The following is a 25,814-nucleotide window of genomic DNA, read 5'->3' on the forward strand; positions in this document are numbered from 1 at the left end:
GGGGCGCCGACCCTGATGCCGGGCCGGTCAGCCGTGGCGGCGCCGGTGACGCTCCTCCACGGCGACGGCCGCCGCCGCGAGGGCGCCCAGCACGGGCACCGCCAGCGGCGCGATGAGCAGAGCGGAACAGACGACGAGAACCGCTCCCCCGACCAGCAGGAAGGATCCACCGGGGTCGAGGACGGTACGCCGGCCGGCCGCCGCGAGCAGGGTGCGCCAGCGGTCGCCGGGCGCCCAGACGGCCGCCGCCCGCAGTCCCGCGACCGCGAGACCGATCACCGCGAACAGCCCCACGGCCCCGACGAACGGTCCCCCGGGCAGCCCGGCCCGCACGGCCTGGACGTCCACCCAGGCGGCGGCGACCGCGCCCCAGCCGGCGAGCCCGACGGCCCACCCGCCGGGCAGAGCGGCCCAGAAGTCGCTCACGAACTCCCGCCAGCCGCCGCCCACCTGACCGGTACGGCGGCGCAGGTGCCGGGCGCCGGCGGCGAAGGCGGCCGGACAGGTGACGACTCCCAGGGAGGCGACGGCGATCCACACGCCGGTGAGCAGACACTCGGCGAAGACGCCGAACCTCTCGGAGAAGACGGAAGGCTTTGCGCGCAGGTCGGCCACGACGTCATCAGCCCTTCAGTCCGGAGGTCGCCATTCCGTCGATCAGATAGCGCTGGAAGGCGAGGAAGAACAGCAGCACGGGCAGCAGCGCGACCAGCGACATGGCGATCATCCCGCCGTAGTTGGCCGCCACGCCGTCGGAGTCACGGAACATCATCAGGCCCAGCGAGACCGTGTACTTGCCGGGCTCGTTGAGGTAGATCAGCGGGCCCATGAAGTCGTTCCAGGCGTTGATGAAGGTGAAGATCGCGCTGGTGATCAGGGCCGGCCGGCACAGCGGCAGCACGATCGACCAGTAGATGCGGAAGTGCCCGCAGCCGTCGAGCCGGGCCGCCTCGTCGAGCTCCCGGGGCAGGTTCCGCATGAACTGCACCATCAGGAAGACGAAGAACGCCTCGGTGGCGAGGTACTTCCCGATCAGCAGCGGGGTGTAGGTGTTGATCCAGCCCAGCTTCTGGAACATCACGTACTGCGGGATCAGCAGCACGTGGTAGGGCAGCAGCAGGGTGCCGATCATCAGGGAGAAGAGCAGGTTGCGGCCGGCGAACCGGATGCGGGCGAAGGCGTAGGCGGTGAGCGAACAGGAGATCAGCACGCCGACGACGGCGCCGACGGCGTAGAAGAGGGAGTTCTGGAAGAACGTCCAGATGCTGATGTCCGCTATGCCGTCGGCGAGGCCCTTGAAGTTGGAAAGGATCGGGTGGGACGGCAACAGCTGGAGGCTGTTGATGATGTCCTTGCTGGGCTTGAACGAGGCGCCGATCACCCAGACCACCGGGTAGAGGATGACCGCGAGGATCAGCAGGGCGCCCAGATGCCAGCCGAGGGATCCGGTCCGGCGGCGGCTCAGCAAGGGCTGCTCGGCCCTGGTCGCGGGCGTCGGCTCGGTGGTGGTCGCGCTCATCGGGCGTCCTCCTCGTAGTGCACCCACTTCTTCTGGGACCAGAAGAGGACGGCCGTCACCAGGGCCACGGCCAGCAGCAGCATCCAGGCCATCGCGGCGGCGAAGCCCATCTGGGCGTTCTTGAAGCCCTGCTCGTACAGGTAGCAGGTGTAGACGAGGGTGGCGTCGGCCGGTCCGCAGGTGCTGTTGGAGACGACGTAGGCCGAGCCGAAGATCTGGAAGGAGTGGATGGTCTCCAGCAGCACGTTGAAGAACAGCACCGGGGAGATCATCGGCAGGGTGATGTTCCAGAACCTGCGCAGCGGCCCGGCGCCGTCCATCTCGGCCGCCTCGTAGAGCTCCCTCGGCACCTGCTTCAATCCCGCCAGGAAGATGACCATGGGCGCGCCGAACTGCCAGACGGTCAGTGCGACCAGGCAGTACAGCACCCAGTCGGCGTTGCCGACCCAGCCGCCGACGTGCCAGCCGAAGAGGGTCTGGGTGCGGTCCACGATCGCGCCGTCGGAGAACAGCGACCGCCAGACGAAGCCGACCGAGACGCTCGCACCGATGAGCGAGGGGGCGTAGAAGGCGGCCCGGTAGAAGGCCTGGCCACGCCGGCTCTGGGCGAGGAGCATCGCCACCCCGAGGGCGAGCAGCAGCTTCAGCGGAGTGCCGATGACCACGTACTTCGCGGTCACCTCCACCGACTTCTGCCAGCGGGGGTCGTCGAACATCTTGGTGAAGTTGTCGAACCCGACCCACCTCGGGGTGTTGAAGAGGTTGTAGTCGGTGAACGCGAAGTAGAGCGAGGCGGCCATCGGGCCCGCGGTCAGCAGCAGGAAGCCCGCGATCCACGGGGACATGAAGAGGTAGCCGGCGAGGTTCTCGCGCCGGCGGCCCGGCCGCCGCCCCGTGGTGGCGGAGGCGGCCGAGCGCGGCTTGCGGGCAGCGGGCGGGGAGTCCTTGACGAGCGTCACGGCGGGTCCCATCAGGCCTGGAAGGCGGCCTCGGACTCGGTGAAGAACTGCTTCACCGCGTCCGCGACCTTGGTCTTGCCCTGGCCGAGGTCGCCGCCGATGCGCAGGAAGGCGGCCTCGATGGTGTCGGCACCGGAGGGGTGCGGGGTGATCGTGCCCAGGACACCGGCCTTGGCGGTGTCGTCCTCGTACTGCGCGATCTCCTTGTTCACCGCGTCCGTCGGCTGGTACGCCGAGTACTGCTCGGTGCTCGCGAGGATGCCCCGGTCGTAGCCCATGATCTTGCCGACCTCGGGGTCGTGGACCATGAAGTCGATGAACTGGGCGACTTCCTTGGGGTGGGCGGTGCGGGCGGAGGCGCTCAGCATCAGGGAGGCGAGGTACTGCCCGGTGTGCTTGCCGTCCATGGTCGGGATCGGGGCGAGTCCGTAGGTGCTGTTGCCCTCGGCGGAGTAGCGGACGGTGAAGTTGTCCCAGGTGAACTCCGAGGCGCCGTGGCCCGCGGAGAGGGAGGACTTGGGGAAGTCCTGGGCCACGACCTTCGGGTCGGTGACGATGCCGGCCTTGACCCGGTTGTAGCCGTCGGCCCACCACTCCGTCAGGTCGGCCTTGTCGAAACCGAGTCCGTCGTCGGTGTAGAACGCCTTGCCGTTCTGGCGGAGGTAGAGGTCGTACAGGTACATGATGCTGAAGTAGCCGGTGTCCCCGGCGACCTTCGTCCTGTCGTGGATGGTCTTCAGGGCCTTGAAGTAGTCGTCCCAGGTCCAGCCCGCGTGCGGCTCGACGCCGGCTTTCTCGAAGACCTTCTTGTCGATGACCAGCGCCATGGTGTTGGAGCCGACGGGGATTCCCAGCTGCTTCCCGTCGACCTGGCCGACCTTCGTCACCCCGGCCCGGAAGTGATCCAGGCTCAGATTTCCCGCCTGAACCTGAGACGTGAGGTCGAGGAGAATTCCTCGCTTGTCGTACTTCCGGAGAAAGGTGACGGCGTTTTGGAAAACGTCCGGGGGATTTCCGCCGGCGGCCTGCGTCTGGAACTTCTCCCAGAAGGACGCATACGTCTGAAAGTCGGTCTTGACCTTGATCTTCGGGTACTTCTTCTCGAAGAGCGCGATGGTCTTGTTGATCTTCTGCGCGCGTTCCTCCGCACCCCACCACGAGTAACGGATCGTCACCGTTCCGTCCCCGGAACCACTGCCGCCGCCGCACCCGGCCGTCGCGGCGAGCCCGAGCGCGGCCGCCGATGCGCCGGCCGCCTTCAGGATGGTGCGCCTCTCCACATTCCTGCCGGTTCCCACAGTCAGGCCCCTCCCCGCAGCGTCGCCGACGCCTGCATGAATCGTTTCAAGTAAGCGCTTGCTGGCACAAGTTACGGAGGGGCCGGTGGGGCGTCAATGATTCGGACAGGAATTTCTTGTGGGCGAGGCGGGCGGGGCAGGGCGGGGCGGTGAGGGTGCGGAGGCACGGGGTGGGCGACGCCGCAGGTGAGGGGCGCGCGGTCGGGGGGTCGAACGTGAAGTGGCTTGCGGGAGGCGGGTGTTACGGGTTGGCTTCGACGAGTCGGCGGGGCGGGCGGGGCACTGGGCGCTGGGCGCTTCGAGTGAGCGCTCCGGCCGACGGAGGGAGGAGAGCGGTCGGGGGCCGTCCGAGGTGCGGCCGCCGCGACTCCCCGGGGCGCGGAGCGTGAGGCTCGCGGGGGTGCAGAGCCGTGGGGCTCGCGGGGTGCAGAGCCGTGGGCTCGCAGGGTGCAGAGCCGTGGGCTCGCGGGGCATACCTCCGACCACTGCGGCGGGGTGCTGCCCGGCGAGCGAGGCCGGTTCCGGGGCACGGTTCCCGGTCCGGAAACGTCCGTCTCCGGGGAACACCGCAGGCCGTGCCACCTGCCGGCCGAAGGTGATCACGCGTCTGCGGGCCCCGCGCCCGTCGCGTTCAGGTACCGGCGCCCCCGCCAAGGAGCCGCGTCGCCGCCTTGCCTCCGCCTGGCCGCCCCCTCCGGCCCTCCACGCAACCGCAGCGCCGCGCGAGGGGGCCGTGGTCGCCGTGGCTCCGCCCAAGGGCCGGGAACGACCACGGCCCACCTGCTCTCTCGCAGGTGGGCCGTGGTTCCGGGTGGGCGATACTGGGTTCGAACCAGTGACCTCTTCGGTGTGAACGAAGCGCTCTCCCACTGAGCTAATCGCCCGGGCACAGGAAGAACATTACCCCATGTCAGGGGGTGCCCCCGACCAGTCGCCGGGGGCCTGTGACCGGCGGCCGGATCACTCCTCGATCTTCCAGGGCATCACGATCCCGAACCTGGAGAGGTAGATCCCGGCCCCGGCACCCACGACCACCAGGCCGATCGTCGTGAGCGCGACGTTACGGCGGCGCACCTCGGGGTCGAGCGCCTTCTGGGCCGCCTCCGTGACCTTGCGCTTCGTCCAGCGCAGCACCAGCTGGGCCCAGACGAACTCGGTCGCCCAGACCGCCATGCCGGCGAAGATGATCACCCAGCCCGGTCCGGGCAACGGCAGCAGGACGATGCCCACGGCCACGATCGCCAGACCGATCGCGAAAACCCCGGCCTGCCAGCTCAGGTGCAGCATCCGGCGTGCCTTGATGAACTCGGGCGCCCGTGATCCGAGCCCCCGCTCGTCACGTGCCCGGTCCGTCGTCGTCCCGTCCACCTCGCTCCCGTCCGAGGCCACGGCGACCTCGCCCGGTTCGTTACTCCCCGTATTCATACGACCAAACCCTACCTGAGCGATTCCGGTCACCGGAATGGTCGTAGATCGCGTCCAGGTTCTCCGCCGGAAGAGTTACGTAAACACACGCAAAACACTCAGAGGGGTTTACAACGGCACCGTAGGTGGCATGTCGATTTCGCCGACGTGCGAATCCCCGAGCGCACACTGAGCGAAAGGCCCTGGCGCTTATGAACACCACGGTCAGCTGCGAGCTGCACCTGCGCCTCGTTGTGTCGAGCGAGTCCTCCCTGCCTGTCCCCGCAGGCCTGCGGTACGACACGGCCGACCCCTACGCCGTGCACGCCACCTTCCACACCGGAGCCGAGGAGACCGTCGAGTGGGTGTTCGCCCGCGACCTACTCGCCGAGGGGCTGCACCGCCCCACGGGCACCGGCGACGTCCGCGTCTGGCCGTCCCGCAGTCACGGTCAGGGCGTCGTGTGCATCGCCCTGAGCTCTCCGGAAGGGGAAGCCCTGCTCGAAGCCCCCGCGCGGGCCCTGGAATCCTTCCTGAAGCGCACAGACGCCGCCGTGCCGCCCGGCACGGAACACCGGCACTTCGATCTCGATCAGGAGCTCTCCCACATTCTGGCGGAGAGCTAGGGCGCAGCCCCTGAAAGCCGCCCGGCGCCGTCCACTCGGGGAGACGGCTCGGGCCAAGACAACCGCATACGGCAGCACCGGCGCCGCCACCGTGTTCGGTCACGGGGCGGCACCGCTGTGTCCGCGCGCCCGGGGAACCGCCGGGGGGCGGTGAGCGTTCTACCGGACAGTCCCGAGTGGGACAGGGGACGGTGCGGGGCCGCCGTATGTCGCTACCATCGGCCACCATCGGCGGGCGCCCGCCCGACCCTCAGGCCAGGGAGCGAAACGTGCTGATCACCCACGACACCCGGTGTTCTCTCGACGCCGTGGTGGATCTGGTGAACACCGCACCGGAGGACGACACGGCGGCGGACGGGCTGGCCGATGTCGCGGCTCTCCAGGATTTCGTACGAAACCACGACATCAGCGATGTGGGTGTGCTGTCGGAGTTCGATCTTTCGGCGGTGCGCAAGATCCGCGGACGGTTCGCGGGGATCTTCGCCGCTCCCGACGCCCGGACCGCGGCCGGGATGATCAACGAGCTGGTCGCCGCGGCGGGCACCACGCCCCGGCTCACGGATCACGACGGCTACGACTGGCATGTGCACTACTTCGCGCCCGGCGCCTCGGTGGCCGACCATCTCGCCGCCGACTGCGGGATGGCGCTCGCGTTCTTCGTCGTCGCCGGGGAGCAGGAGCGACTGCGGCGCTGCGAGGCGCCGGACTGCCGGCGCGCCTTCGTCGACCTCTCCCGTAACCGTTCGCGTCGGTACTGTGACAGCAGGACCTGCGGAAACCGCCTGCATGTCGCCGCGTACCGGGCGCGCCGCAAGGAGGCGGCGGGCTGATCCCGGGAGTACCGGGGCGTCGATGCCGACGCCGGTCCCGGCGGGTGGCGCCGGGACTGGCGGGTACGGCTCACAGCCACAGCAGGTCGTGCAGCGCAGCCATGAGGAGCAGACACCCGATCACCGCTAGGAAGATCATCAGCGGTGGCTGGGAAAGGGCGAAGAGGCACCCGCGGGGCTCGTCCTTCGGCGGCGCGGCCTCGCTCTGTTTCGTGTCCAGCATCTCGCGGCGATGATGTCCCAGCAGACACCCGCCGCGCGATCAACACGCCCGGAATGGGCGGGAGTTCGCCGAATTCCGTGATGTCCGTTTCGCTTCCGCTCACCCCTTGAACACTTCGGCGCACGCCACGGACGCACTGTGTCGTTTCAATGCCTCATGTGACTGTCATATGCATGCGGTCGCGACTCGGCTGAGCAGCGCCGCCCCCACCGCCGGCGAGTGTCATATCCCGTGCTTCTTGAGGATGGCCTCGATGTCACTGAAGTCGTCGCCCGAGCCGGTGCTCCTGGGGGCCCCCGCGGGCCCGGCCGCCGGGCGGGTGGCGGGGCTCAGGGACGGTGCCGAGGCGGCGGGGGCGACGGCGTCGCGCTGTGCGCCCCGGGCGGCCGCCTTACGCTCGGCCCGGGTGCCACGGGTGCCGCCGCGCCGACGCTCCACGGCGCGGGTGGCCGAGAAGAGGGCCCAGGCCGCACCGAGCACGCCGAAGCCCGCCCAGGCGGTGGGGCTGAGGGCGGTGTCGGCGAGCCAGCCGACCACGCCCGTCATGACCAGGCCGATGGGGACGAGAGAGTAGGCGGCGATCCGGACCGCCGCCAGGTACCGCTTGCGATAGGCGGTGACCACGGCGATGCCCAGGCCTGCCGCGGACACGGCGGAGCAGACTGTCTCGGCGATCATCCGGTCCTCCTGCGGGCTGGGTCGGGCGGGCGGGGCGAGGGCGGGTGCGCACGCTGCTCCGCCCTTCCATCCTGCACCGCCCAGCCCGTGCGATCCATGCCCAGGTCCGACAATCAGGGGCATCTCGGGGTCCTCTCCGGGTCACCTCCACCCCAGGTACGAGCTACGACCGCACCCGCCTCGACTCGGCCGGTGCCGGCTGCCGGCCACCACCCTCCCCATCAGCCGGGCACCGGCCGTGTCCGGTGCCGTCCGTCGGCCGTCGTCGGTCGGCCGTCGTCGGTCGGACGTCGCCGGTCGGCCGACGACGGTCGGACGTCGGCTCGATTGGGTTGACACAGCGTGGGCTGGAAGACTGGGCGGCATGAACGACTCCTCCGTGCGCACCGGCGCCCTGGTTCTCGACGTCTGGTGTGAACTGCAGTGTCCTGACTGCCGCAGTGCGCTGGACGATCTCCGTGCCCTGCGTGCCCGGTACGGCGACCGGCTGGAGCTGCGGCTGCGGCACTTCCCGCTGGAGAAGCACAAGCACGCGTTCGCCGCCGCGCAGGCCGCCGAGGAGGCCCTGGAGCAGGGGAAGGGCTGGGAGTACGTCGAAGCGGTCCTCGGGCGGGTCGAGGAGCTGGACCGCGGGGGCGAGCCGTTCCTGGTCGAGGTGGCCGGTGAACTGGGCCTGGACGCCGAAGAGTTCGACACCGCGCTGATCGACGGCCGGCACATCCTGATCGTGGACGCCGACCAGGCCGAGGGCAAGGCCATCGGCGTGACCGGCACCCCGACCTATGTCATCGGCGGCGAGCGCCTCGACGGCGGCAAGAGCCAGGAGGGCCTGCGCGAACGCGTGGCGGAGATCGCCGACCGGTTGCTGGCCGAGCAGGAGTGACCGGGCGGGAGTGACCGGAGTTCAGATCAAGTTCTTGTAGAGGACGTACGACACGGTGACGTACCCCAGCGACTCGTAGAGCCGTTCCGCCGGGCTGGTGCCGGCGAACACGTTGAGGCCGAGGACGCGCCGGCCGACGGCGATCGTCTGGTCCTCCGCCAGCAGCATGAGGCCACGGCCGTGCCCCTGGCCGCGGTGGGCGGCGTCGACCTCGACGTCGTACACCCAGGCGCCGTCCTCCCGGAAGGCCACCCACAGGGTGCCGACGCGGGCCCCTTCGTGTTCGAGGACGCTCAACCGCATGTCCTCCGTGGCGAGCCCGCGCGGCAGCAGCCGCTCGTGGTCGCGCCGTGACTTCTCGTGCGCCTCGGTTTCGGGCACGCCCCGCTCGGTCCACCTGCGCGCGTACGCCTCGGACTCGTGCGCGAGCCACTCCGGGTACTCGGCCTCGGTCATGGCACGGCCGCGGCTGCCCGGCGGCAGGGCGGGCGCGGTGTCGCCGAGCCGTTTCTCCATGCCCCGGTTGCGCGGAACGTAGCCGAGCGCCTTGACGAGCCGCAGCGCCGGCTCCGCGGTGGCCGGGACACCCAGCTCGATCTGCCGGCAGCCCCAGCCGCGCGCCACCTCCTCCGCGGCGAGCGCGGCCACCGTGCCCCGGCCCCGGCGGCGGTCGGGCTCCTCGATGTGCAGGTCGACGATCCGGGCCACCCGGGGACCGAGGTTCTGCGAGGTGCCGAGGTGGAGGGTGCCGACGGGTCTGCTGTTCACGCACACCTGGAAGCGGCGGGACAGCGCTCCGTCGGCGCCGTGCTGGAGCGGCTCGGTCGGCCGCAGGGTCGTGGTCATCAGGGGTGTTCTACCCGCCCGAGACCACGGCGTCAGCCCGATAAAGCCCGGATGTCAGCCCACTGAGGCCCGGACGTCGGGCGAACAAGGCCGGACGTCAGCCCGACGAAGCCGGACGAAGCCGGACGTGGCGAAGCCGGACGACAACCCGACCAAGGCCCCGGCCAAGGCCCCGGCCAGGGCCCGGCCGATGCAGCCGGCCGGGCAGGGCTCTCAGGGGTCCAGGTCCTCGCCCGAGCGCTCGTCGAAGATGCGCATGGCCTTGGCGGTCACCGGGCCGGGAGCGCCGGGGAGTTCACGGTCGTCGACGCGGTGCACGGCCTGGATGTCGCGCAGGGTGGAGGTGAGAAAGATCTCGTCGGCCCGCTCCAGGACGTCCAGGGGCAGGTCGGACTCCCGGGCGCCGGTCCACTCGACGGTCAGGGCGCGGGTGATGCCGGCCAGGCAGCCGGAGGCGACCGGCGGGGTGTGGATCTCGCCGTCGAGGACGACGAAGACGTTGGAACCGGTGCCCTCGCAGAGCTGCCCGACGGTGTTGGCGAACAGGGCCTCGGAGGCGCCGTGTTGGTGGGCGCGCGCCAGGGCGACGACGTTCTCGGCGTACGAGGTGGTCTTCAGGCCGGTGAGCGCGCCGCGCTCGTTGCGGGTCCAGGGGACCGTGATCACGGCCGTGGAGTCGGCGCGGCGGCTGGTCTCGCCCAGGGCGACCACGAGGGTGGGGCCGCGGTCTCCGCGGTCCGAGCCGAGGGGGCCGTGGCCGCCGGTGTAGGTGATGCGCAGCCGGCCGAGCGGCATCGGGTTGGCCGCGAGGACCGCCCCACAGGCCCGGCGGACCTCGTCGTGGTCGGGGTCGGGCAGGCCGAGGCCCCGGGCCGAACGGGTCAACCGGTCGAGGTGGCGGGTGAGCGCGAAGGGCCGGCCCTCGGTCGCCTTCACCGTCTCGAAAATGCCGTCCCCCACGGTCAGCCCGTGGTCGAAGACGGAGACACGCGCGGACTCCACGTCCTGCAGTCCGCCGTCCAGCCAGATCTTCAACTCAGACCCCTCCGTTCACGTCGTACCCACCCGACGCTACCGCGAGCAGCCGGGCGGCCTTCAGCTCGGTCTCCCGCCATTCGCCCTCGGGGTCGGAACCCCAGGTGATCCCGGCCCCGGTACCGAACCGGAGCGCACCCGCGTCCCGGTCGATCCAGAAGGTACGGATGCCCACGGCCAGCTCGCCGGTCCCCCGGTCCGCGTCCACCCAGCCGATGCCGCCGCAGTAGGGGCCGCGCGGCACGGGCTCCAGTGCCTCGATGATCCGCAGGGCGCTGGACTTCGGCGCACCGGTGACGGAACCGGGCGGGAAGGCCGCGGCGAGCAGTTCGGGCCAGCCGGCGTCCGCACCCAGCTCACCGCGGACCGTGGAGACGAGATGGACCAGCCCCGGGTGCTTCTCCACGGCGCACAGGTCGGGGACGGTCACGGTGCCGGTGGCGCAGACCCGCCCGATGTCGTTGCGGACCAGGTCCACGATCATCACGTTCTCGGCGTAGTCCTTCTCCAGGAGGTCCGCCTCGGTGCGGCCGGTGCCCTTGATGGGCCCGCTCTCGACGGTCCGCCCGGTCCGGCGCAGGAACAGTTCGGGCGAGGCGGTGGCTATCTCCACCCTGTGCTCCGGCAGGCGAATCGTTCCGGCGTACGGCGCCGGGTTGCCGCGGGCCAGCAGGGCGGTCAGGGCGTCCACGTCGGCGTCCGGGGCGACCGGCGCGGACAGCACCCGGCAGAGGTTGGCCTGGTAGACCTCACCGGCCGCGATGTGCGTGCGGATCCGCCGCACCGCCGACGTGTACGCGGCGCGGTCGAGGGACGACTTCCAGTCAGCGGCCGCCGGCCCGCGCCACTGCCCCGGCACCGGCGCGGGCACCGGCTCCTCCCTTACGTCACCGAAGCGGGCGCAGGTCAGCCGGCCCTCGAAATCCGCGCAGACGGCCCAGAAACCGGAGGAGTCGAGGGCCGCCGGATCGCTGGTGACGTCGAGCAGGCCGGTGGCGACGCGGCCGCCGAACCGGGCGAGAGGAGGGTGATGGAGCACGTCGTCGAGTCTATGGCTGGTGTCCTGGGGGTGACCCGGGCATGTCGTCAAGGGTGCCCTGACCACGTCATCCGCCGGGTCCGGCGCAGCACGCTGCGCAAACGCGTTTTTGTGCTGGCCCGGGAATCCGCTAGAGTTCAACACGTCGCCGGGACGCGAGAGCGGACCGAAACGACAGGCGGACGTAGCTCAGTTGGTAGAGCGCAACCTTGCCAAGGTTGAGGTCGCGAGTTCGAGCCTCGTCGTCCGCTCGAAGGAACCTAGGGGTCGTCCCGATCCCCTACACTCCTGGTGGAGTGGCCGAGAGGCGAGGCAACGGCCTGCAAAGCCGTCTACACGGGTTCAAATCCCGTCTCCACCTCCAAGGACGATTAGCTCAGCGGGAGAGCGCTTCCCTGACACGGAAGAGGTCACTGGTTCAATCCCAGTATCGTCCACTGGATCTTGGTCAGCAGACCGGAGATCTGCCCCGCGCGATTAGCTCAGCGGGAGAGCGCTTCCCTGACACGGAAGAGGTCACTGGTTCAATCCCAGTATCGCGCACGCAGTGCCCGTGATCCGCGGATCCCGGTCCCGAGGACGATTAGCTCAGCGGGAGAGCGCTTCCCTGACACGGAAGAGGTCACTGGTTCAATCCCAGTATCGTCCACACAGCAAAGAGCCCCGGCCGTTCCGTACGGCCGGGGTTTCTTCGTGCGGTCAGCTGGAGAAGAGCATGTGCGCCCAGCTCTTGTGGCCGTGGCCATGACCGTGGCCGCCATAGTGCCCACCGTGGCCCCCGCCGTGCTGACCGCCACCATGCGGGGCGCCCCAGGCCGGCGCGGGCGGGGCCGGGTACGCCTGCGGAGCCGGCGGCGGGACGGGCTTGGACCACTGCGCCTCCAGCTGGGTCAGCGCCTCCAGCTCGCCGTAGTCGAGGAAGATGCCCCGGCAGCCGCTGCACTGCTCGATCTGGACGCCGTTGCGGTTGTAGGTGTGCATCGGCGCATGACACTTCGGACACTGCATGGTCGGCTCAACTCCTCGCCGGTAAAAACTGCTTCGCGTTTCCCCAGGACAGACTCCGTCCGTTCCCGGTCGGTTGCACCTTACTTCGGGAAATCGTGGGTCAACCGCCCGGGGACCAATGTCGTTCGGGAGCGGCGCGGGAATCATTCCGGGTTCGATGCCGCTTGGGCTCCGCGCTTGGGCTCCGCGCTTGGTCCGGGATCAGTCCTGGATCATTCCGGAGCCATCCGGGCACACGCGTCGATCAGGGACTGCTCGACCTCGTCCAGCGGGCGGTCCGCCGCGATCGCCTTCGCGAGGTAGCGGGCGCCGGTCTGGACGGTGAGGGCACGAGCCGGGACGTCCAGGGCGGACCACGGGTCGCCGTCCTCCGGCACGGCCGGACCGCCGGCCGCCCGGTAGGCGGTGAGGAAACGGGTCCACGCGTCGGGCGGGAGCAGGCCGCAGGCATACCAGGACGCGGGGCGGGCCAGGTCCCAGGCAGGGGCGCCGACGCCGAGATCGTCGACGTCGATGAGCCGCCAGGGGCCGTCCGGCGCCGGGTGCCGGACCAGCTGGCCGAGGTGCAGGTCGCCGTGGCAGAGGGTGCCGGGGTGGTGGCCTGGCACGGGTGCCTCGGCGCGGGCCCAGGCGGGCAGGGCGGACCAGGCACGGAAGACGGGCGGCGCGGCGGGGTGGAAGCCCGCGCCGGTCAGGGCTTTCCGGAGGCGGGCCATCGCGTGCGCCGCCTTGGCGGGGCCGCGCATCGGGGGTGTGGCCGCGGCGGGTGGGGTCCGGTGGAGCCGGGCGAGGAGGGTGGCGGCGGCTTCCCAGGGGGCGGCGTCCGGGGCGTCGGGGTCCACGGGGGCGCCGTACGGCCAGAGGGTGACCGGGCGGTCGTCGACGAAGGCGGCGGGGGCCGGGGCGAGGGGCGGGAGGAAGACGTCGGGGAGGCGGGCGGCGGTGGCCAGGCGGAGGGTGAGGGCGGCGGGGTCGGTGTCGGGGGCGTGGACCTTGGCGACGGTCTCCGCGTGCCGGAGGACCGCGGTGTCGGGACGGTGGGCAAGGGTGGTGGTGGCGCAGGCGCAGGGGGCCGCGTCGGAGTGTGCGGCGGCTCTGATCTTGGCGGTCAGCTGGGGTATCAGGTCTGCGGTCATGGGGTCCCCCGGAAGGTGCGGCTGTGCTGCGGTGAGGGTACGGGGGTGGGGTGGGCCGGGGTGCACAGCGGGTGGGGGGTGGGGGGGTGGGAGCCTGGGTACCGGGGTGTCGCTCGCCCGCGCTCGCCGGGTGTCTCCCCAGAGGGGGTACCCCCTGCGCCCACGCTCGGCTTCGCTCGCACGGGGCCCCAGCTCCCCAGCGTCACGACTGCCCGCAGCTGAGTAGCCGACACGACTGCCGACCGCTGAGGAGTGCCCGTAAAGGGGCGCGGGGCTGAGTCGATGCGCGGCTCCGCCGCGTGGGCGCGACCAGCCCCAGCGGGCCGCGGCCGAACAGCGAACGCAGCGGGCCCACGGAAAAAGCAATGCCGGCGCAGCTCCCCAGCTGCGCCGGCATTTTGCCGTCCGCCGCACCCCCGTCCCCACGGGGTTTCATGGGTGGATGTCCCCGCCCGGACCGCTCTTCCGGGCCTGGGGTCGCCGCTCAGCGCCCCAGCATCACTCCCACGGACGACGCCTGTGTGGCCACCGTCTCCCAGCCGTCGAAGACGAGGAGGAGCAGGGCCGCCAGGGGAAGGGCCATCAGCGTCGCCACCAGCGGGTGGCGACGGCCCTGTCGGCGGGGGCGGGTGGTGTGTGTCCGCTGTGCCGTAAGGGCCATGGTCCCTCTCCTGACCGTTCTCAGTTGTCGTTGGCAGCGGCGGGTGTCTGACCTCGGGGGACGAGTGCTGCACCCGCCGCTTGACCTCAAATCTAGGCGCGTGGCGTCTTGCGGACGTCATGCCCTCGTATCGAATCGCGGGCCTCCGAGAGGATGAGCCGTGACCTGCGGTCTACTCCTCTGGGTGGAGACCGGGTACCGCGTCTCGTCCTACCCCTCGGGGTCTTCCCGGAGGGGGTGCCCGGTCCTTCCCGGTATTTCCGAGCTGTCCTCGCGGAGCACCGGTTGCTCGACGAGAGCCAGGACCCTGGTCGCCATGAAGCGGGCGGTCCTGACGACCGCTCCGTTTCGCGTGACTTCGCTCACTTCCACCACCCCCCGCCGCACCGCTGTCTCCACCCTGCGGCCCGCCCTGGTGGCCACCACCTCGTATGTGCGGGTCGTGTCGCCGGCGTCCACGACTATCTCCACGCGGTCACCCTTCACAGCATCAATCCCCCTTCTGTGACGGCTTGTTGGAGCAGACGGGTGCACAAAGGAGCCGATAACGGCGCCTTCCTGACCACTCCTCAAGTCTCGCACCCGACACTGACAATCCATCGGGCCGAGAGGGCGCGGCCTCTGCGCACGGGCGGCCCGGTAAACGTAAGCTGTGCCACGTCAAACGGACCGGGCAGCGGGGATGAACATGGCGATGATGCGCCTGAGGCGCGAGGACCCGCGCGTCGTCGGCTCGTTCAGGCTTCACAGAAGGCTCGGCGCCGGCGGCATGGGCGTGGTCTACCTCGGTTCCGACAAGAAGGGGCAGCGGGTCGCGCTGAAGGTGATCCGGCCCGATCTGGCCGAGGACCAGGAGTTCCGCTCCCGTTTCGCCCGTGAGGTCTCGGCGGCCCGGCGGATCAGGGGCGGTTGCACGGCACGGCTGGTCGCGGCGGATCTCGACGCCGAGCGGCCCTGGTTCGCCACCCAGTACGTGCCCGGCCCCTCGCTGCACGACAAGGTGGCCGACGACGGCCCGCTGGGCGCGGCGGACGCGGCGGCGGTCGGCGCCGCGCTCTCCGAGGGCCTGGTCGCCGTGCACGAGGCCGGGGTCGTGCACCGGGATCTCAAGCCGTCCAACATCCTGCTGTCCCCGAAGGGGCCGCGGATCATCGACTTCGGCATCGCCTGGGCCACCGGCGCCTCCACCCTCACCCACGTCGGTACGGCGGTCGGCTCCCCCGGGTTCCTCGCGCCCGAGCAGGTGCGCGGAGCGGCCGTCACCCCCGCCACGGACGTCTTCTCGCTCGGCGCGACCCTCGCCTACGCCTCGACCGGTGACTCGCCCTTCGGGCACGGCAGTTCCGAGGTGATGCTCTACCGGGTCGTCCACGAGGAGCCGCAGCTGCACGGGGTGCCGGACGCGCTCGCGCCACTGGTGCGGGCCTGCCTGGCCAAGCACCCGGAGGAGCGGCCGAGCACGTTGCAGCTGTCGCTCCGGCTGAAGGAGATCGCCGCGCGCGAGGCGCAGGGGCTGGCCGACGCACGCCCGCCCGCGCCGCGTGCCGCCGAGGCGGACCGGCCCACCGGGCCGCTCAGCGACACCTACCCGGATCCGCAGCGCACCCAGCGCCGTCCGCGGTCCTCGTCGGGCGCGGCGGGCGCGCCGATGCGGGGCAACGCCCCCTCGCGCGGCGGCGGTCCGCGCCCGACCGGGGGGCTGCCGTCACGGCCGAACGGCTCGCGCCCCACACCCGCCCCGCGCGGCAACGGCACCCGGCCGGGGAACGGAACCGGGAGCCGGCCCGCGTCGCGCGGCGGCGCCGGGCGTCCGGCGCCGCGTCCCACGGGTACCGGACGGCGGCCGGCCAATCCGCGGTTGCTCCGCCAGCGGCTCTTCGTGTTCGTCGTGGTGACCCTGCTGGTGGCGCTCGGGATCGCGCTGGCCCAGGGCTGTTCCGGGCCGGCGCACGGGATGGGCGTGCCCGGTTCCGGTGTCGTACCGGCGAAGGCCGCGGCCCTCAGGGAGTAGCGAGTCCTACGCCTCGGGCCGGCCGGTGGTCACCGCGTAGAAGGCGACCGCGGCCGCCGCGCCCACGTTGAGGGAGTCGACGCCGTGGGACATCGGGATGCGCACCCATTCGTCGGCGGCGACCAGGGCCTGGGTGGACAGGCCGTCGCCCTCGGCGCCGAGCATCAGGGCGACCCTGTCCATCCGGTGCGGGGCGGCCTCGTCGAGGCTGCGGGCCTTCTCGTCCGGGGTGAGGGCGAGCAGCGTGAACCCGGCCTCGCGGACCGAGTCCAGCCCCTTGGGCCAGGTGTCGAGACGGGCGTACGGCACCGAGAAGACCGCGCCCATCGAGACCTTCACGCTGCGCCGGTAGAGCGGGTCCGCGCAGTCCGGTGACAGCAGCACCGCGTCCATGCCGAGGGCGGCCGCCGAGCGGAAGATCGCGCCGATGTTGGTGTGGTCGTTGACCGACTCCATGACGACGACCCGGCGGGTGGTGCGCAGCAGCTCGGTCGCCGTCGGCAGCGGTTTGCGCTGCATGGAGGCGAGCGCGCCGCGATGCACGTGGTAGCCGGTGACCTTCTCGGCGAGCTCCGGGCTGACCGCGTAGACGGGGGCCGGGAGTTCGTCTATGACGTCGCGCATGACGTCGACCCACTTGGCGGACAGCAGCATGGAACGCATCTCGTAGCCCGCGTCCTTCGCCCTGCGGATGACCTTCTCGCCCTCGGCGATGAACAGGCCCTCGGCCGGTTCGCGCTTGCGGCGCAACTCGACGTCGGTCAGGCCCGTGTAGTCGCGCAGGCGCGGGTCGTCGGGATCCTCAACGGTGATGAGATCGGCCACAGGGTGATACTGCCTTGTCCTGGGTGCGGTGCCAACGGGCTGGAACGGGTTGTGTTACCCGGGGTTACGTCAGTGCTCTTCAGGACGCCGTCCGCGGGCCTACGGTCACGACGTCCGCGGGCCCACGGTCACGACCTCGCCGATCACGATGACCGCCGGGGGCTTCACTTCCTCCGTGCGGACGACCTCGGCGACCGTGGCGAGGGTCGCGTCGACCCGGCGTTGAGCGGCCGTCGTGCCTTCCTGGACCAGGGCGACGGGCGTGTCCGGGGACTTCCCGTGCGCGACCAGGGTCTCGGCGATCTTCCCGATCTTGTCGACGCCCATGAGGACGACGAGGGTCCCGGTGAGCTTGGCGAGGGACGGCCAGTCGGCCAGCGACCGCTCGTCGTCCGGCGCGACGTGACCGCTGACCACCGTGAACTCGTGTGCGACGCCCCGGTGGGTGACCGGGATGCCCGCGGCGGACGGTACGGAGATCGAGCTGGAGATGCCGGGGACGACCGTGCAGGGGATCCCGGCCTCGGCGAGCGCCTGGACCTCCTCCATGCCCCGGCCGAAGACGTAGGGGTCGCCCCCCTTCAGCCGTACGACCGACTTGCCCTGTTTGGCGTGCTCGATCAGGGCGTTGTTGATGGCCTCCTGGGCCATGTAGCGGCCGTACGGGATCTTCGCCGCGTCGATCACCTCGACGTGCGGCGGAAGTTCGGCGAGGAGGTCGCGGGGGCCGAGGCGGTCGGCGATGACGACGTCGGCGGCCGCGAGCAGGCGACGGCCGCGGACCGTGATGAGGTCGGGGTCGCCGGGGCCGCCGCCGACCAGGGCGACGCCGGGGGTGCGGGTGCGGTGGTGGGGGGCGACGAGGGTGCCGTCGCGCAGGCCCTCGACGACCGCGTCCCTGATGGCTGCGGTGCGCCGGGGGTCGCGGCCGCGCGCGTCGGTGGTGAGGACGGCGACGGTGACGCCCTCGCTGTGGCCGGTCGCCGGGGTCCAGGCAGTGGCCTGGTCGGCGTCGTCGGAGCGGACGCACCAGACACGGTGGCGCTCCGCTTCGGCGGAGGCGGCGGTGTTGGCGGCGGGGTCGCTGGTGGCGATCAGCGCGTACCAGGCTTCGCCGAGGTCGCCGTCCTGGTAAGGGCGCCTGGCCCAGGTGATCTCGCCGGCGTCCGCCATCGCCTCGACGGAAGGGGTGGCTTCCGGGGATACGAGGGTGATGTCGGCGCCTGCCGCTATGAGCGCGGGGAGGCGGCGCTGGGCCACCTGGCCGCCGCCGAGGACGACCACCTTGCGACCGGTGAGGCGGAGGCCTACGGGGTAGGCGGGATGTTCGGCCATGAGGTGCGGCTCCTCTTTCGGCGGCGATGCGGTAGCCCTGACGTGCAGATTTTACGGGGCGGGGGTTTTGGACGGCTCCGGTGTCCAGTGGCTGGGCTGCGTGACCGGGTGCGCGGCTGTGGGTGGTTGTGTCCACCCGTTCCGTCATGGGGGTCCCCCAGGTCCTTGAGGCACTGGGGGAGGAACGACTCTGCCCACAACCACCCGGCGGCCGACAAGGAACCCGGCCCGGCGGCTGTCCCGCAGCCGACGGCCGCCGGGGCCGCCGGGCCGCAGCCGCAGCCACAGCCACAGCCACAGCCACAGCCACAGCCACAGCCACAGCCACAGCCACAGCCACCAACGACCGGCCAGCGGCCAGCGGCCGCAGGAACCCGGGACCGCAGTCCCCTATTTCTCCGTGACGCCCGCCGAGTCGAAGGTCGCCACCTCGTGCATGGCCCTCGCCGTGCTCTGCACCAGGGGCAGCGCGAGCAGGGCGCCCGTGCCCTCGCCCAGGCGGAGGTCGAGGTCGACGAGGGGGCGCAGGCCCAGTTTGTTCAGGGCTGCCACGTGGCCCGGTTCCGCGCTGCGGTGGCCGGCGATGCAGGCCGCGAGGACCTCCGGTGCGATCGCGCGGGCCACGAGGGCGGCGGCGCCCGCGCTGACGCCGTCCAGGATCACCGGCGTACGCAGGGACGCGCCGCCCAGCAACAGGCCCACCATCGCCGCGTGTTCGAACCCGCCGACCGCGGCGAGGACCCCGATCGGGTCGGCCGGGTCCGGCTGGTGGAGTTCCAGGGCACGGCGGACCACCTCGGTCTTGCGGGCGAGGGTCTCGTCGTTGATGCCGGTGCCGCGGCCGGTGACCTCGGCGGGGTCGGCGCCCGTGAAGACGGAGATCAGGGCCGCGGACGCGGTGGTGTTCGCGATGCCCATCTCGCCGGTGAGAAGCGCCTTGTTGCCGGCCGCCACCAGGTCGCGGGCCGTCTCGATGCCCACCTCGATGGCCTGCTTGGCCTCCTCGCGGGTCATCGCCGGGCCGGTCGTCATGTCGGAGGTGCCCGCGCGCACCTTGCGGGGCAGCAGGCCCGGTGTGGCGGGCAGCTCGGACGCGACACCGACGTCCACCACGCACACCTCGGCGCCCACCTGACTCGCGAACGCGTTGCAGACCGCTCCCCCGCCGAGGAAGTTGGCCACCATCTGGGCGGTGACCTCCTGCGGCCACGGCGTGACGCCCTGGGCGTGCACCCCGTGGTCACCGGCGAAGATCGCGACGGCCGCGGGCTCCGGGATCGGCGGCGGGCACTGCCGGGACAGGCCGGACAGCTGGGCGGAGATGATCTCCAGCATGCCGAGCGCACCGGCCGGCTTGGTCATCCGCTTCTGGCGTTCCCAGGCCTCGCCGAGCGCCTTGGCGTCCAGCGGGCGGACACTCGCGACGGTCTCGGCGAGCAGGTCGTGCGGGTCCTCACCGGGCAGCGCGCGGCGGCCGTACGTCTCCTCGTGCACCACCCAGGACAGCGGGCGGCGCTTGGACCAGCCGGCCTGCATCAGCTCGGGCTCGTCCGGGAACTCGTCGACGTACCCGACGCACAGGTAGGCGATGACCTCCAGGTGCTCGGGCAGACCGAGAACGCGGACCATCTCGCGCTCGTCGAAGAAGCTGACCCAGCCGACACCGAGCCCCTCGGCACGCGCGGCGAGCCAGAGGTTCTCGACGGCGAGGGCGGCGGAGTAGGGCGCCATCTGCGGCTGGGTGTGCCGGCCGAGGGTGTGACGGCCGCCGCGGGTCGGGTCGGCGGTGACGACGATGTTGACCGGGGTGTCGAGGATGGCCTCGATCTTCAGTTCCTTGAACTGCTTCGCACGGCCCTTGGGGAGGGACTTGGCGTAGGCCTCGCGCTGGCGCATGGCCAGTTCGTGCATCGTGCGGCGGGTGTCGGCCGAGCGGATGACGACGAAGTCCCAGGGCTGGGAGTGGCCGACGGAGGGCGCGGTGTGGGCGGCCTCCAGGACGCGCAGCAGCACCTCGTGCGGGATGGGGTCGCTGCGGAAGCCGTTGCGGATGTCACGGCGTTCGCGCATGACCTTGAGAACGGCCTCGCGCTCGGCGTCGTCGTAGGCGGGCGCGGCCGGCCCGGTGGACTGACGTGCTTCTGCCACGGGGGCCGTGCTTTCTTCCTGGTCGGCGGCCCTGGTGTCCAGGTCCTCCGCCTGCTGTACGACATCGGGGTGCTGCGGCGGCGAAGCGGGTTCGGCCTCGCGGGGCGCGGGGACCGTCGCGGCCTGCTCGGGCAGCGACTCGCCGCCCTGGTCCTGCGCGGGGAGGACCAGCGGGTGGGGCGGGGTCGGGGCGAGATGCGGGGAGGTCGGCACCTGGCCGTCGACGGGGACGAACTCGCCGAGCGGCTGCTCCGGCGACGGTTGCGCCGGGACGGCGACGGCCAGGGACTCCGGGGCCGCCGGGGTCTCCTCGGGGGCGGGCGCGGTGCCCTGGATCTGCGGGCCCGCGAGGTGGACGGGTGCATCCACCGGCTGGGCGGGCTGCGCCTCGGGGGTCTCGGCCGGAGGTACGGCAGCCGCTCCGGGGACCTGGGACGGGGCGGGCGGGGCGACCTGCTCGGCCTCCTGGACGGCCGGCGCGAGGGCTTCCGACGACTGGGGCGGCTGCGGGGCCTCGGCGGCGACGGCTGCGGGGGCTGCCGGGGCGGGTACCTCGGCGGCGGCCTCCTCCGGCTGCACCAGCGCGGGCGGCGCGGCGGGCACCGGCTGGGCGGGCTCGGCGGCGACGGCCTCCGGGGCCGCAAGGGACTCCGGCGCGACGGCTTCCGGCGCGACGGCTTCCGGCACGGCGGCTTCCGGCACGACGGCTTCCGGCACGACGGCCGCCGGTACGACGGCTTCCGGCGCCGGGCCCGGCTCGGGGGCCTCGGTCTGCGTGACCTGCTCGGCCCCGGCCGGCGCCACGACCTGCGGCTCCGGATCGGTCACCACGGCCTCGGCGCCCGGCTCCGCGAGCTGCTGCGCGGTCTCCGCCGCCACCGGCGCGGCCTCGGTCACGGCAGATCCGCCTGATGCCGTGTCGGCGCCGGGAGCCCGCACCGCTTCCGGAGCCTCCGGGCTCACCGCCTCCACGGGAGCCGCCTGCGTCGGCCCCCCGTCCGGCCCCTGCGGAACCTCGGCGGCCCCCGAGACCTCCGGGACCTGCGGAGCCTGCGGGACCTGAGCAGCGTCCGGTACCTGCGCGACCTGAGCAGCGTCCGGTACCTGCGCGACCTGCGGCGCGACCGGCTCGGCCACCGGCACCGGGGCGCCCCCGTCGACCGGCCCGGCCACGCCCTGCGGACCGTGCGCGTTCTCGGGCTGCGCGGCGCCGGTGGCCACGGCCGCCGTGGCAAGCCGGGCGACGGCCGCCTGCGCGGCGCCGGACGGGTCGGCCGCGTGCTGCTCGTACGCGACCGCGGGCTGCGACTGCGGCTCCGCGACGGCGGGAGCAGCGGCGGGAGCAGCAACGACGGCGGGAGCAGCGACAGCAACAGGCTCGGCAACCGCGGCGACCGTTTCGGCAGCCGGGGCCTGTGCGGCCGGCTGAGCCACCGGAGCGGCCTGCGGCGCCGGCTGCGGGACGCTCTGCGGCGCCGGCTGCGGCGCACCCCAGGGCGCGGCGGACTGCGGCACGGCCTCGTGTGACGGCTGGACGTCGAGGTACTCGGGACCGGCCGCCGGGGCGCCCGGCTGCCGTACCGGCGCGCCGGCCGGCCCGCGGTCGGCGAGGGAGCGGACCGGACTGGCGGAGGCGTCGGGGATCGGCGGGCCGAGGTGCAGCGGACGGCGCGGAGCCGGGGCGGCCGCCGGGTCGTGCGGTACGGAGAGGATCGGGGACGCCGGTACCGAGTTGGGCAGCCGGACGGCGGAGAGGTCCACCGAGCCACTGTCCCGGCCGCCCATCTCGTGCGGGCCGGGCTCGTGGACGGCCTCGACGACCGGCTCCGGGGCCGGCGGCGGCACCTCGTTGCCCCAGGCGCCCTGGGCGCCGGGGAGCAGCAGGTCTTCGTCCTCGGCGGGCGACTCGGAGAGGTAGGTGTACGCGCCGTGCGCCGGAACGCCTGGCTGTTCCACCATGCCTGCGCTCTCCGGCAGTCCCTCGCCCGGGACCTGGCCGGTGTCCGTCATGCGTACCCCTCGCCCATCGGTTAGTGCCTTCTACGACCAGCTCGCCCGGGGCGGCGCACCGACCGCCCCACTGTCAAGAACGAGCGTGCGTGCCCAGCGGCACGAACGACCCGCCAGAAAAGGCGACAAAGCCATTCAGTGGCATTGTCCCGGCCGTTCGACCGTCGCGACAGCGTGATCCGCGACAGCCTGCTGTGGGCTGCGCCACGTTGCGCGTCCCCGGTTCTGCCGTACCCCACCCACCCCAAAAGGAGCGTGTTTTCCGGACATTGGCGAACGAATTTCCGGGCCACCGGTGTAGTGCAGCGATCGGCCAGCCTACCGCGCGCAGTATGACAACAGGATCACGGGGCGCGCTCGGGTAGCACGCCGCTGAGCAGGAACGCGACGTTCCGCTCGGTCTCCGTCCAGGCCCTGGTGTCGAGTTCGAGAGACTGCAGCAGGGCGCACTCGACCTGGTATCCGTGCTCGGTCAGGCCACGGCCGACGAGTTCGGCGGCGTCGCGGGTGGCGGCATGGGTGACGATGCGCTGCGGGCGGCGGTCGGCGACCGCGTTCACCACGGCCGCTCCCCCGCCGCCGACCCGGACGACGTCGGGTTCGGGCAGGTTCTCCAGCACGTGCGGGGCGCTGCCGTGCACGATCTGCAACTGGACCCCGAACCTGCGGGCGGCCGACTCGCTGCGGACGCAGGCCGCGAGGTCCCGGTCGACCGCGATGACGGCGGCGCCGGCGCGTGCGGCCTCGGTGGCGAACGCGCCGCTGCCGCAGCCGATGTCCCAGACCAGGTCCCCCACCCGGGGGCCCAGCCGGGCGAGTTGGGCGGCCCGCAGCAGATCCGTTTCCCCTTCGCCGAGCGCGGCCCCCTCGCCGTACTCCGCGTCGGGCTGCACCCAGCCGCGCGGGCCGGCCGCCGGGTCCCGGCCGGCGATCCAGCCGCCGCCCTCGGGCACCGTCACCGGTCCGGTCGTGCCGCCGATGACGATGACGACGTTGGGGTCGCGCCAGGCGTGGTCGGCGGCCTTGTCGGAGGTGACGACGCTGACCTGTTCGCGGTCGGTGCCGAGTTCCTCGCAGATGACGAAGGTGCGGTGAACGCCCTCCATCAGCAGGCCGAGTTCGGCGGGTCCGGCGCCGGGTGAGGTCAGGACGGCGACCTTGGTGTGGGCGCGGCACACATTCACCGCGCGCCGCAGGGTGCGTCGGTGTGCGACGACCACCTGTGCGTCGTCCCAGGGCATGCCGGCGCGGGCGAAGGCGGCGGCCACCGCGGAGACGGCGGGGACGACCTCGACCTCCAGGCCGAACTCGGGGGCGCGCAGGGTCCGTACGACGCCGAAGAAGCCGGGGTCGCCGTCGGCGAGCACCACGGCAGTGCCGCGGTGGCCTGCGATGCGGCGGGCGGCGAGGGCGACGCTGCCGAGGCGGATGCGTTCGGCGCCGGGGGGCACCTCGGGGAGGTCCAGATGGTGGGCCGCGCCCGCGACGAGCGTGGCGGCGCCCAGCGCCCCGCGCCCCGCGGCGGTCAGGGGCGAGCCGTCCCAGCCGATCACCGTGACCCGGTCGGCCATCGTCGTCAGTCTCCAGGGTTTTCGCAGGTCGTCAGGGTCGGGCCCAGAGGGCGGGCTCCGTGAGAGTACCTGGTGGAGGGGCAGGGGGCGCGACGGGGCGGGTCCCGTCGCCGTCAGTTCCAGGAGGTGAAGCCGTCGCTGCCGGCGAGTTCCCCGCCCGCGCCCTCCAGGTCCTCCGGGAGCAGGCTCCACACGATGTAGTCGCTGCGCACGTCCGCCCAGGTGCCGTCCTCGGTGCGGACGTGGACTATGCAGGCACTGCGCAGCACGCCCTCGCTGATGCAGCCGATCTTCTGCGCCACCTGCTGCGCGGCGGCGTTGTCGGCGGCGGTGCGCAGTTCGATGCGCTCGAACTTCTGATCGCCCAACAGCCATTGGGCGGTGGCGAGCGCGGCCTCGGAGGCGTAGCCCTCGCCCCGGGCCCAGGGGGCGATGATGTACGACAACTCGGTCGAGCGGATGTGCCAGTTGGTCTTGGTGAGCCGGACGACGCCGACCAGGCGCTGGGTGAGGAACTCGGTGACGGCGAGGTCGAGGCCCCGGCCGGCGAGCCGCTCGGCCTGAGCGTCCTCGGCGATCCAGCGCCGGGCGGCGTCCTCGCTGTACGGCTGGGGCACGCTCGTCCAGGCCCCCACCTGCTCGTCGTTCATCATTTCGGCCAGGGCGGGCACGTCGTCCTCATCGAGGGGACGCAGCACCAACCGCTCCGTGCTGATGGAGATGTTGGGGAAGGTGCTTGTCATGCGCCGCTCCGTAACCTTCGGAAATCCTTCAGGGCCAAACCGTCAGGGCCTGCGAACTGCCCAGCATGCAGCATGAAACCACTGAACCGCACGACGGGGCCCACCCGCGGTGACCGAGTGGACCCCGTGCGTGGCGATACGCCGTATACGTGCCGCCGTGAGGACGGCACGGCTCAGAAGGACGGGATGACCGAGCCCTGGTACTTGTCCTCGATGAACTTCTTCACCTCGGGCGAGGTGAGGAGCTTGGCGAGCTTCTGCACCCGGGGGTCCTTCTCGTTACCCTTCTTCACCGCGAGGAAGTTGCCGTACGGGCTGTTCTTCGCGGACTCCAGGACGAGGGCGTCCTTGGCGGGCTTGATGCCGGCCGAGATGGCGTAGTTGCCGTTGATCACGGCGGCGTCCACGTCGTCCAGGGAGCGCGCGGTCTGGGCCGCCTCGACCTCCTTGAACTTGAGGTTCTTCGGGTTCTTCGCGATGTCCTGCGGGGTCGCCTCGCTGCCGGCGCCGTCCTTGAGGGTGATGAGTCCGTTGGCGGCGAGCAGTTTGAGGGCTCGTGCCTCGTTCACGGAGTCGTTGGGGACCGCGACGGTCGCACCGCTCTTCAGCGCGTCGACGCTCTTCACCTTGTGGGAGTAGAGGCCGAGCGGCTCCAGGTGCACCGTGACGACGGGCACGATGTGGGTGCCGCGCTTCTTGTTGAAGTCGTCGAGGTACGGCTTGTTCTGGAAGTAGTTGGCGTCCACCGAGCCGTCCTCGGTCGCCGTGTTCGGCGTGATGTAGTCGGTGAACTCCTTGACGTCCAGGTCGAGTCCGGCCTTCTTCGCCAGGTTGTCCTTAATGTAGTCGAGGATCTCGGCGTGCGGGGTCGGGCTCGCGGCGACGACCAGTGGACCGCTGTAGTCGGCGGAGCCGGCGGCGGAGTCCTTGTCCGAGCCGCAGGCGGTGAGCCCGAAGGTGAGGGCTCCGGCGGCGAGGACGGCGGCGGTGAGCTTTGCGGTGGTACGCACGAAAAGTGCCTTTCCT

The 25,814-nt window shown here is 71.9% G+C and carries 24 protein-coding genes and 6 tRNA genes; 9 read left to right on the top strand and 21 right to left on the bottom strand.

Annotated elements, in window-relative coordinates:
* Positions 1-27: 27 nt before the first annotated feature.
* From AB0P24_RS00920 to AB0P24_RS00945, 6 genes are all read right to left on the bottom strand, one after another.
* Complete coding sequence (locus tag AB0P24_RS00920; RefSeq protein WP_365790150.1) at positions 28-606, bottom strand: hypothetical protein; 579 nt, start codon at positions 604-606, stop codon at positions 28-30.
* Positions 607-622: 16 nt separating this feature from the next.
* Positions 623-1,519: a carbohydrate ABC transporter permease gene (locus tag AB0P24_RS00925; protein WP_365789669.1), complete on the bottom strand. Its 897-nt coding sequence runs from the start codon at positions 1,517-1,519 to the stop codon at positions 623-625.
* A complete protein-coding gene (locus AB0P24_RS00930) occupies positions 1,516-2,478 on the bottom strand; it encodes a sugar ABC transporter permease (protein WP_365789671.1) in 963 nt (320 codons plus the stop codon). The genes AB0P24_RS00925 and AB0P24_RS00930 overlap by 4 nt, the downstream gene beginning before the upstream one ends.
* Before the next feature lie 11 nt (positions 2,479-2,489).
* Complete coding sequence (locus AB0P24_RS00935; protein WP_365789673.1) at positions 2,490-3,776, bottom strand: extracellular solute-binding protein; 1,287 nt, start codon at positions 3,774-3,776, stop codon at positions 2,490-2,492.
* An 812-nt stretch (positions 3,777-4,588) separates the two neighbouring features.
* Positions 4,589-4,660 (bottom strand) — tRNA-Val (locus AB0P24_RS00940).
* A gap of 76 nt (positions 4,661-4,736) precedes the next feature.
* Positions 4,737-5,201, bottom strand: coding sequence for a TIGR02611 family protein (locus tag AB0P24_RS00945; RefSeq protein WP_365789675.1), 465 nt, complete (start codon positions 5,199-5,201; stop codon positions 4,737-4,739).
* 191 nt (positions 5,202-5,392) lie between these two features.
* Between AB0P24_RS00945 and AB0P24_RS00950 the strand changes: the two genes are divergently transcribed.
* Both AB0P24_RS00950 and AB0P24_RS00955 read left to right on the top strand, forming a co-directional pair.
* Positions 5,393-5,806 (top strand): SsgA family sporulation/cell division regulator, encoded by a 414-nt coding sequence (locus AB0P24_RS00950; RefSeq protein ID WP_004002642.1) that lies wholly within the window; start codon positions 5,393-5,395, stop codon positions 5,804-5,806.
* Between the two features lie 269 nt (positions 5,807-6,075).
* The gene (locus AB0P24_RS00955; RefSeq protein ID WP_365789677.1) at positions 6,076-6,636 is read left to right on the top strand and encodes a CGNR zinc finger domain-containing protein; all 561 of its coding nucleotides are present in this window, start codon (positions 6,076-6,078) and stop codon (positions 6,634-6,636) included.
* Between the two features lie 70 nt (positions 6,637-6,706).
* Here AB0P24_RS00955 and AB0P24_RS00960 read toward each other — a convergent pair whose 3' ends face one another.
* Positions 6,707-6,859 carry a hypothetical protein gene (locus tag AB0P24_RS00960; protein ID WP_167450005.1) on the bottom strand — a complete coding sequence of 51 codons (153 nt, stop codon included), beginning with the start codon at positions 6,857-6,859 and terminating at the stop codon, positions 6,707-6,709.
* A gap of 222 nt (positions 6,860-7,081) precedes the next feature.
* On the bottom strand, positions 7,082-7,537 hold the full coding sequence (locus AB0P24_RS00965) for a hypothetical protein (RefSeq protein ID WP_365789679.1): 456 nt from the start codon (positions 7,535-7,537) through the stop codon (positions 7,082-7,084).
* A gap of 364 nt (positions 7,538-7,901) precedes the next feature.
* Here AB0P24_RS00965 and AB0P24_RS00970 point away from each other — a divergent pair, with 364 nt between their 5' ends.
* Complete coding sequence (locus AB0P24_RS00970) at positions 7,902-8,420, top strand: DsbA family protein (RefSeq protein WP_365789681.1); 519 nt, start codon at positions 7,902-7,904, stop codon at positions 8,418-8,420.
* Between the two features lie 21 nt (positions 8,421-8,441).
* Here the strand turns inward: AB0P24_RS00970 and AB0P24_RS00975 are convergent, their stop codons facing one another.
* The 3 genes from AB0P24_RS00975 to AB0P24_RS00985 form a co-directional block, all read right to left on the bottom strand.
* Positions 8,442-9,266, bottom strand: coding sequence for a GNAT family N-acetyltransferase (locus AB0P24_RS00975; protein ID WP_365789684.1), 825 nt, complete (start codon positions 9,264-9,266; stop codon positions 8,442-8,444).
* A 213-nt stretch (positions 9,267-9,479) separates the two neighbouring features.
* On the bottom strand, positions 9,480-10,301 hold the full coding sequence (locus AB0P24_RS00980; protein WP_365789686.1) for an aminodeoxychorismate lyase: 822 nt from the start codon (positions 10,299-10,301) through the stop codon (positions 9,480-9,482).
* Between the two features lies 1 nt (position 10,302).
* Positions 10,303-11,340 carry a chorismate-binding protein gene (locus AB0P24_RS00985; RefSeq protein ID WP_365789688.1) on the bottom strand — a complete coding sequence of 346 codons (1,038 nt, stop codon included), beginning with the start codon at positions 11,338-11,340 and terminating at the stop codon, positions 10,303-10,305.
* 178 nt (positions 11,341-11,518) lie between these two features.
* On the opposite strand from AB0P24_RS00985, the gene AB0P24_RS00990 reads away from it, so the two are divergent.
* The 5 genes from AB0P24_RS00990 (at position 11,519) to AB0P24_RS01010 (ending at position 11,989) form a co-directional block, all read left to right on the top strand.
* Positions 11,519-11,591, top strand: a tRNA-Gly gene (locus tag AB0P24_RS00990).
* A gap of 39 nt (positions 11,592-11,630) precedes the next feature.
* A tRNA-Cys gene (locus AB0P24_RS00995) sits at positions 11,631-11,704 on the top strand.
* A 1-nt stretch (position 11,705) separates the two neighbouring features.
* Positions 11,706-11,777: transfer RNA gene (locus AB0P24_RS01000), tRNA-Val, on the top strand.
* A gap of 34 nt (positions 11,778-11,811) precedes the next feature.
* A tRNA-Val gene (locus tag AB0P24_RS01005) sits at positions 11,812-11,883 on the top strand.
* 34 nt (positions 11,884-11,917) lie between these two features.
* Positions 11,918-11,989, top strand: a tRNA-Val gene (locus tag AB0P24_RS01010).
* Between the two features lie 50 nt (positions 11,990-12,039).
* On the opposite strand, the gene AB0P24_RS01015 is transcribed toward AB0P24_RS01010, so the two are convergent.
* The 4 genes from AB0P24_RS01015 to AB0P24_RS01030 form a co-directional block, all read right to left on the bottom strand.
* Positions 12,040-12,348 carry a zf-TFIIB domain-containing protein gene (locus tag AB0P24_RS01015; RefSeq protein WP_365789691.1) on the bottom strand — a complete coding sequence of 103 codons (309 nt, stop codon included), beginning with the start codon at positions 12,346-12,348 and terminating at the stop codon, positions 12,040-12,042.
* Positions 12,349-12,560: 212 nt separating this feature from the next.
* Positions 12,561-13,484 carry an aminoglycoside phosphotransferase family protein gene (locus AB0P24_RS01020; RefSeq protein ID WP_365789693.1) on the bottom strand — a complete coding sequence of 308 codons (924 nt, stop codon included), beginning with the start codon at positions 13,482-13,484 and terminating at the stop codon, positions 12,561-12,563.
* 484 nt (positions 13,485-13,968) lie between these two features.
* Positions 13,969-14,145, bottom strand: a complete 177-nt coding sequence (locus AB0P24_RS01025; protein ID WP_046726640.1) for a hypothetical protein — start codon at positions 14,143-14,145, stop codon at positions 13,969-13,971.
* Positions 14,146-14,355: 210 nt separating this feature from the next.
* Positions 14,356-14,631 (bottom strand): hypothetical protein, encoded by a 276-nt coding sequence (locus tag AB0P24_RS01030; protein WP_365789695.1) that lies wholly within the window; start codon positions 14,629-14,631, stop codon positions 14,356-14,358.
* Between the two features lie 196 nt (positions 14,632-14,827).
* On the opposite strand from AB0P24_RS01030, the gene AB0P24_RS01035 reads away from it, so the two are divergent.
* Positions 14,828-16,156, top strand: coding sequence for a protein kinase (locus AB0P24_RS01035; RefSeq protein ID WP_365790152.1), 1,329 nt, complete (start codon positions 14,828-14,830; stop codon positions 16,154-16,156).
* A 6-nt stretch (positions 16,157-16,162) separates the two neighbouring features.
* Here AB0P24_RS01035 and AB0P24_RS01040 read toward each other — a convergent pair whose 3' ends face one another.
* From AB0P24_RS01040 to AB0P24_RS01065, 6 genes are all read right to left on the bottom strand, one after another.
* Entirely contained in the window at positions 16,163-16,981 is an 819-nt protein-coding gene (locus AB0P24_RS01040) for an RNA methyltransferase (protein ID WP_181807761.1), read from the bottom strand.
* A 105-nt stretch (positions 16,982-17,086) separates the two neighbouring features.
* The gene (cobA, locus tag AB0P24_RS01045; RefSeq protein WP_365789697.1) at positions 17,087-18,316 is read right to left on the bottom strand and encodes a uroporphyrinogen-III C-methyltransferase; all 1,230 of its coding nucleotides are present in this window, start codon (positions 18,314-18,316) and stop codon (positions 17,087-17,089) included.
* A gap of 390 nt (positions 18,317-18,706) precedes the next feature.
* Positions 18,707-22,474 (bottom strand): nicotinate-nucleotide--dimethylbenzimidazole phosphoribosyltransferase, encoded by a 3,768-nt coding sequence (cobT, locus tag AB0P24_RS01050; protein WP_365789699.1) that lies wholly within the window; start codon positions 22,472-22,474, stop codon positions 18,707-18,709.
* Between the two features lie 344 nt (positions 22,475-22,818).
* On the bottom strand, positions 22,819-24,045 hold the full coding sequence (gene cbiE, locus AB0P24_RS01055; protein ID WP_365789701.1) for a precorrin-6y C5,15-methyltransferase (decarboxylating) subunit CbiE: 1,227 nt from the start codon (positions 24,043-24,045) through the stop codon (positions 22,819-22,821).
* Positions 24,046-24,158: 113 nt separating this feature from the next.
* Positions 24,159-24,788 (bottom strand): GNAT family N-acetyltransferase, encoded by a 630-nt coding sequence (locus AB0P24_RS01060; protein WP_365789703.1) that lies wholly within the window; start codon positions 24,786-24,788, stop codon positions 24,159-24,161.
* Between the two features lie 173 nt (positions 24,789-24,961).
* Positions 24,962-25,798, bottom strand: a complete 837-nt coding sequence (locus AB0P24_RS01065) for a MetQ/NlpA family ABC transporter substrate-binding protein (RefSeq protein WP_365789705.1) — start codon at positions 25,796-25,798, stop codon at positions 24,962-24,964.
* Between the last annotated feature and the right edge of the window lie 16 nt (positions 25,799-25,814).

The sequence above is a fragment of the Streptomyces sp. NPDC086519 genome, from assembly GCF_040686075.1.
In the GTDB taxonomy this organism is placed as follows: Bacteria; Actinomycetota; Actinomycetes; order Streptomycetales; family Streptomycetaceae; genus Streptomyces; species Streptomyces shenzhenensis.

Coding starts and splice junctions, on each gene's coding strand:
- AB0P24_RS00925 (WP_365789669.1), bottom strand. CDS start 1,519: ATGAGCGCGACCACCACCGAGCCGACGCCCGCGACCAGGGCCGAGCAG.
- AB0P24_RS00945 (WP_365789675.1), bottom strand. CDS start 5,201: ATGAATACGGGGAGTAACGAACCGGGCGAGGTCGCCGTGGCCTCGGAC.
- AB0P24_RS00950 (WP_004002642.1), top strand. CDS start 5,393: ATGAACACCACGGTCAGCTGCGAGCTGCACCTGCGCCTCGTTGTGTCG.
- AB0P24_RS00960 (WP_167450005.1), bottom strand. CDS start 6,859: ATGCTGGACACGAAACAGAGCGAGGCCGCGCCGCCGAAGGACGAGCCC.
- AB0P24_RS00965 (WP_365789679.1), bottom strand. CDS start 7,537: ATGATCGCCGAGACAGTCTGCTCCGCCGTGTCCGCGGCAGGCCTGGGC.
- AB0P24_RS00970 (WP_365789681.1), top strand. CDS start 7,902: ATGAACGACTCCTCCGTGCGCACCGGCGCCCTGGTTCTCGACGTCTGG.
- AB0P24_RS00975 (WP_365789684.1), bottom strand. CDS start 9,266: ATGACCACGACCCTGCGGCCGACCGAGCCGCTCCAGCACGGCGCCGAC.
- AB0P24_RS01015 (WP_365789691.1), bottom strand. CDS start 12,348: ATGCAGTGTCCGAAGTGTCATGCGCCGATGCACACCTACAACCGCAAC.
- AB0P24_RS01020 (WP_365789693.1), bottom strand. CDS start 13,484: ATGACCGCAGACCTGATACCCCAGCTGACCGCCAAGATCAGAGCCGCC.
- AB0P24_RS01025 (WP_046726640.1), bottom strand. CDS start 14,145: ATGGCCCTTACGGCACAGCGGACACACACCACCCGCCCCCGCCGACAG.
- AB0P24_RS01035 (WP_365790152.1), top strand. CDS start 14,828: ATGAACATGGCGATGATGCGCCTGAGGCGCGAGGACCCGCGCGTCGTC.
- cobA (WP_365789697.1), bottom strand. CDS start 18,316: ATGGCCGAACATCCCGCCTACCCCGTAGGCCTCCGCCTCACCGGTCGC.
- cobT (WP_365789699.1), bottom strand. CDS start 22,474: ATGACGGACACCGGCCAGGTCCCGGGCGAGGGACTGCCGGAGAGCGCA.
- cbiE (WP_365789701.1), bottom strand. CDS start 24,045: ATGGCCGACCGGGTCACGGTGATCGGCTGGGACGGCTCGCCCCTGACC.
- AB0P24_RS01060 (WP_365789703.1), bottom strand. CDS start 24,788: ATGACAAGCACCTTCCCCAACATCTCCATCAGCACGGAGCGGTTGGTG.